The organism is Intestinimonas sp. MSJ-38 (assembly GCF_018917925.1).
Classification (GTDB): Bacteria; Bacillota; Clostridia; order Oscillospirales; family Butyricicoccaceae; genus Pseudobutyricicoccus.
In genome coordinates this window covers 1-6,046 of the sequence record NZ_JAHLPO010000046.1, presented here as the reverse complement: position 1 = coordinate 6,046, position 6,046 = coordinate 1, and the positions used below count along the sequence as shown (strand labels likewise).

Genomic DNA, 6,046 nt, shown 5'->3' with positions numbered 1-6,046 from the left:
TGGTACGCCGTGAGGGATTCGAACCCCCGGCCTTCTGATCCGTAGGTTGTCTCACGCACAAATCAGAGTCATTTCGGCTCCGATTTGTGCTTTTTACCGCCATTCGTTCGGCGGATTTTTCCATTGTTTCCATCCAGCCCTGCCCGCCCTGATCCTGTTCTGGGTCAAAAGTGGGTCAGACACGGTGCGCCCGCACCCACTCCAACAGCGTCTCGTCGTCCATCGCGCCGGAGGCGACAGCAAGGCCGACCTCGACGACCTCATCATTCGTGCAGTCCAGCCGAATGCCGTTGACCTCCAGAGCAGAATTGATTTACGATAATGACGGTAGAATTGTTCACAAGTTTTATGGTACAATTTAAATGCGATAATTGTGCAACAAATCGGGATTTGCGGAGGTAAATAATCCTATGAAAATAATTCAAGTAATAAATGATGCGGATAAGAAGTATATTGCCAGAAATATACTGGAAGCGTTGCCTGAATGGTTTGGAATTCCGGAATCACGAGAGGAATATATCCGTGACAGCGTGGGAAAAGCTTTCTTTTGTGCTATGGAAAAGGAAAAAGCCGTGGGCTTTTTATATCTCAAGCAAACAGGGAAAGACACGGTTGAGCTTGCAGTTATGGGTGTACTAAAAGAATATCATCGCCATGGAATAGGAAAAGCACTGTTTGAATATGCAAAAAGCAGCATAAAGGAAAGCGGCTATTCATTTATTCAGGTAAAAACTGTTCAAATGGGGAAATATGAAGAATATGATCACACGAACCAGTTTTACATTTCTCTTGGCTTTAAAGAGTTTGAAGTATTTCCAACGTTATGGGACGAATGGAATCCTTGTCAAGTCTATGTGATGGCGGTATGACAACTTCCAGTTTGCTGAACTTATCGTACCATAACGCAAAAGCGTTTGCAACTGGAACTGCCAACAGAAAATTCTGTGTATTCGCAAGAAAATAGGAATCGTGCGGGGAACTACGCCCACCCGACCTCAGAAAACAGCAAGTTAGCCGCTTTTGCAAGCGACCGTCCGGCGTTTCAGCAGCACACAAAGCACGCCGAGGGTAGTAATACCCCCCTGCCTCGCACATTCAGAAAATGCTGCGCACAGAAAGTGCTGCGCACAGAGTGAAAAAACAGCAGCATCACCAAATTGCAAAAAGATCACGCAGCCCAGCGGGGCCGCGACGCCTCGGGACAGCGACGCGCATAAGCGCATCGCTGTCCCGCAGGCTTTCTGCGTTCTTTGGGAGCACCCACGGCCAAGCCCCAAAAGCGGCACACTAAAAACGGAACTTATGAAAAGCAAAAGTCCTCGAAATCAGATGATTTCGAGGACTTTTGGTACGCCGTGAGGGATTCGAACCCCCGGCCTTCTGGTCCGTAGGTTGTCTCACGCACAAATCGGAGCCGTTTCGGCTCCGTTTTGTGCTTTTTACCGCCATTCGTTCGGCGGATTTCCCATTGTTTCCATCCAGCCCTGCCCGCTTTTTTCGGGTTCTGGGTCAAAAGTGGGTCAAGACGCCTTGGCAAAGGCGCTCTGAAACCGCATGAGCAGCGTCGCGGTCTGGGCGCGGGTGGTCGTATCTCTGGGGGCAAGGAGCATCCCGCCCTTCTGCTCGATGCCGCGCACCATGCCGGAGCCGCAGGCCCACTGCATGGCGGGAATGGCGTACTCGCTGACGGCGAAGGCATCGTCGAAGCTCAGAATATTCGTGTCCTTTCCGGCGCTCACATCATAGCCCTTGTGCTGTGCGTAGCGGTACAGGATCGCCGCCATCTGCTCCCGGGTCACGGCGTCATTGGGGCCGAAGCGCCCATTATCGTACCCCTTGACCACACCGCAGCCCGCCGCCCAACGGACGGCCTCGGTGTACCATGCGCCGCCGGCGGTGTCGCCGAAGCGCACCACGCCGGTCGTTTCGGGGCTGCCCTCCAGCCGCCACAAAATCGTGACGAGCTGGGCGCGGGTGGTGCTGCCGTCCGGCAGGAATTTTCCGCCGGAAACGCCCCGCATCAGGCCGTTCTCAAGGCAGTAATGCACGCCGTCGTGATACCACGCCGTAGACACGGCGTCCGCAAAGGGCCAGATGGGGCAGGTGTTGTCCTTCGGGCAGACGGTATAGGCCGCGCTGCTGTCCAGCTCCTCGATCACATAGTGGGAGAAGTGGTGCAGGATCAGCTGTGCGTTCTCCTTGTCATAGCGCGCAGAAACCGGCTCGCGGGTGCCGTCTTCCTTGAGGAACCAGGCGCGGATCGCGCCTTCGGCCCGATAGGGGATGATCAGCTCCACGCTGCCGCCCTTGAAATCGTGGATGCGCGTGCCGTTGGAAACGAAGTAGGCCTCCAGCGCGGCGGCATTTTTCATGCCGGCCAGGGTGCTTCTCTGCGCGGCGGTCATGGTGCCCCTTGCCGTGCTGTCGGGCTCCACCACCAGCCGGATCTTGCTGCCCGCTGCCTGCTCGGTCACTGCGGCGAGCGTCTGCCGGTCGACGCGCAGCTCCGCATTCGGCAGCTTGATGGTCACGCCGTCGGCCTTGGTTTTGCAAATGCTGTCGATGGTATCGGTGGACAGCGTCACGCCCGTCACGCCCTTGTTCAGGCCGGACAGGTCGATGACCACGGCGCTGTCCGTGCCGATCTTGTCCAGCTCGGCGCTCTTGATCTCCTTGACCTCCGCCGTGCTGCCGCTGACGCTTGCCGAAACATGCACGGTGTCGCCGCTGCCGCTGACAGGGACGGTAATGGCCGGTGCACTGCTGCTCCCGCCGCCGGACGGCGCGGGCGTGAGCTTGGGAATGGCGAGCGTTTCCGTATGAGAGGAGTTCCGCTTACAGGTGCGCGTCTTCTCGCCCTCGGCGCTCGTGGTGGCTTGCTTGGTGACGGCCCAAGCGCCCCAGTCGTGGCCGTTGGCGTCAAGGGTGCCGTAGGCTGTGCCGCAGGTCGTGCACTTTGCTTTTTCGGTGCAATTCGCCGCGCCGCCGCTGTGCGGGCCGTAGTCATTTTTTTCAGTACAGCCATTTTTGCAATCGTGCCAATGGTGGGTGTCGTCGTGCATCCAAGCGTCGGACCAGTTGTGTCCCGTGGCATTGACGATCTCCGTTTTTTCCCTTTTGCAATCGGTGCAGGTATAGGTCTTTTCGCCCGCGGTCGTGCAGGTGGCGACGGTGGTTATCTTTCCATCGTCCCATTGATGGATGCCTTTATTCGCGTGGACATGGCAGCAAGTATACTCTTTCCAGTGATTGTTTTCATCGGACCGCCAATCGCCCAACACGCCGCTGTGGTTGGCGGGGTTTATTCCGCCGTTTTCAAAGGTTTCCGTGCTCTTTTTCCCGCAGACGCAGGATGTGTAGTAGCGAGCCGGAGATACACAGTTCGCATCGGAAGCCTTATAGATATCCTTCACCGATTCTTGGTCATAGGTGTGCGCAGCCGGATCGTTTTTGCCATTGCAGATAGAGCACACATGCCAGTGCTGGTGGGGGTCGCTTTTCCATTCATTTGACCAGTTGTGCCGGCACGCGACGAGCTTGGCGTTGTTGCCGCTGACGACCGCGCTGACAGCAATAGCGCCGTCGTTTTCGTACCGGAATTTATCGGGGAGAGCATAGTCCTTGTTTCCTGAAGCTATCTGAACATAGGCAGAAGTGCTCGGTGTGTTTTTCGTCGTCACGCCGATTTGATTTCTGCCGGTCAATGCGCCCGCAACAGTGATGGTCTTGCCGTCCGGCAGATAGACATTGTTGTCCGTTCCGCCGTTCAGGCCGCTGCCGGTAGAGGTGGCGCCCTTTTTGTTCCCGGTGATGCTGACTTTGCCGGAGACATTGAATGAACTGCCGTTAAAATACACACCGCCGCCGTTGGCTGCGGAGTTGCCGCTGATCTCCACCGTATCGGAGATGGTCAGGGTGTCGCCCCTGAAATACACGCCGCCGCCGTCACCTTTTGCTGTATTGTCGCTGATGGTGCCGCCGGACAGCGTGAATGAGTTATTCCAGAGGCCTACACCGCCGACGATGCCGGTCGCGGTGTTGCCACTGATGGTGCCGCCGTACATCTGGAAAGAAGATCCCACCACGGCTACGCCGCCGCAGTCGCCATTCGATGTGTTGCAGCTGATCTCGCCGCCGTACATGATAAACTTTCCGCCGGTACTCACAGCCACACCGCCGCCGCCGTCGTTTGACGCCTTCTCAACATGGTTGTCGGTGATGGTGCCGCCGTACATTTTGAAAGAAGCGTTTTGAACCCGTACGCCGGCGCCATCCTCACCCCGTAGGGCAGTACCTGCATGGTTGCCGCTGATTTTGCCGCCGTACATGATAAAGGAGGCTTGTTTGGAGTCGCTTGAACTGACGAGCACGCCCCTTCCGGTCACGTCATTCGCGTGGGTGATATTGCCGTTGCCCGCGCCGCTTCCGTTGCAGTCGCAGAGCGTGAAAGATGAACCAGCTGTGGCCGTAGGTGTGACCGTGATGACGCCCTCGAAGGTACCGCTCTCCGAAGTTTTTGTGATGCTGTGCCCGTTCAGGCAAAGGTTGACCGTGCCTTTGATGGTGATGTCGTATTTTACGCTGATATTTTCGCCCAGATAGTAGCTTTTTCCGTCCTCGAGCTTCAGTTCGCCGTTGTTATCGGTAACATTTGTCTGCATCACCTTAATCCACTCCACAGCATCGCCATGTTTTCCACCACTATGGTCAGGATTTGTGCATTTGGTTGTATCTCCGCAGATGGGATGGTTATGCTCCGCCGCGCTGGCGCTGACGCTCATCAGGCACACCGCCGCGCACAGGCACAGCGCCGTGCCCAGCAGTCGTTTCCAAATTCTCATGATCGTATCTCCTCTCCAAGGCTCATTCAGCCTTCGGGGGCCCCGAAGGCTGTGGTGCGGGCCCGCACCACAATGCTTTTGTCCGCCGCCGGTCTTGACAGCGGCGGTGCGTTTCGTATAATGGCAGTATAACCCGTCCACCCATGAACGAAGCAAGTGTTAATTGAGGAGATTTTGCTATGGAAAAGGATAAAAAAGCGCTCTTTCAGATCACCGAGGCGGCGCACGCCTGCGGTCTTTCCCGCAGTACGCTCCTGCGCATGGAGGAAAAGGGCCTGCTCACGCCCGCCTACATCGCGCCGGACAGCGGACGGCGGTACTACGACAACCACAATGTGGCCCGTGTTTTGCAGATCGAAAAGTTCAAGGCCATGGGCCTCGGCACGGAGGAGATCGCCGGGTACTTTGCCAGCGGCGGCGAGGTGACGGATCTGCTGTCCATGCTGGAGGAACGGCTCCGGGAGCTTTCCCGGGGCGTGGAGGAGCTGCGCCTGCGGGCCGGGGAGGGCGGCGGAATATCCATCCAGCTGATGACCCTGCCCGCCGTGACCTGCTGTATGCGCCGCTGCGAGGGGCACACCATCGCGGATAAATACAACGCCATGTACGACTTTTACGGCCAGTGTGTCCGCCGGGGCTGCCGGCTCTCCGACGAGCCGATCTTCACCATCTTGGAGCGGACGGACTATCTGGAGAGCCGCGTTGGCGACACGCCATATCCTTTTCAAGTGTGCGTGCCGGTGCGGCCTGAAAACGCCCCCAAGGAGGCGGTGACGCTGCCGGAATGCCGTGCCCTGTCGGTACTCTACTACGGCGATTACAGCGGCGTGGACGAAGCGTTTCTGGCGCTGGGCCGGGAGGTCAGAGAGCGGGGGCTGAAACCCGCGGGGTTCGTGCGGGTGCTGGGCATCGTGGCCCCCTACTCAGGCCGGGAGATCGAGACACAGCGGTATTGCTCCCGCATCGTCCTGCCGGTGGAGGAATAAGCCGTTGGCGATTCAACCGTTTTTTCCGTTGGAATGCCGCGCCCAAATAAAACTGTATTTTGCGCCGCTGGAAACAATGAAGGCTACCTGACCTCAGAAAACGCCAAACAGCCCCGGTTCCCTGCGAAAGGTACCGGGGCTGTGTTTTTTCGCATTACTTCATGGAGCGTGCCAGGAAGGCTGCGATCTGTGCTCTTGTGCAGGTGGCGTTGGGGTCGA

At 57.3% G+C, this 6,046-nt stretch carries 3 protein-coding genes; 2 read left to right on the top strand and 1 reads right to left on the bottom strand.

From position 1 onward, the window contains the following. Positions 1 to 410 precede the first annotated feature (410 nt). Positions 411 to 869, top strand: a complete 459-nt coding sequence (locus KQI26_RS14745) for a GNAT family N-acetyltransferase (protein ID WP_216505006.1) — start codon at positions 411 to 413, stop codon at positions 867 to 869. A gap of 651 nt (positions 870 to 1,520) precedes the next feature. Here KQI26_RS14745 and KQI26_RS14740 read toward each other — a convergent pair. Then, positions 1,521 to 4,841, bottom strand: a complete 3,321-nt coding sequence (locus KQI26_RS14740) for an S-layer homology domain-containing protein (protein WP_216505005.1) — start codon at positions 4,839 to 4,841, stop codon at positions 1,521 to 1,523. A 179-nt stretch (positions 4,842 to 5,020) separates the two neighbouring features. Here KQI26_RS14740 and KQI26_RS14735 point away from each other — a divergent pair, with 179 nt between their 5' ends. Beyond that, complete coding sequence (locus tag KQI26_RS14735) at positions 5,021 to 5,827, top strand: MerR family transcriptional regulator (RefSeq protein ID WP_216505004.1); 807 nt, start codon at positions 5,021 to 5,023, stop codon at positions 5,825 to 5,827. Positions 5,828 to 6,046 lie beyond the last annotated feature (219 nt).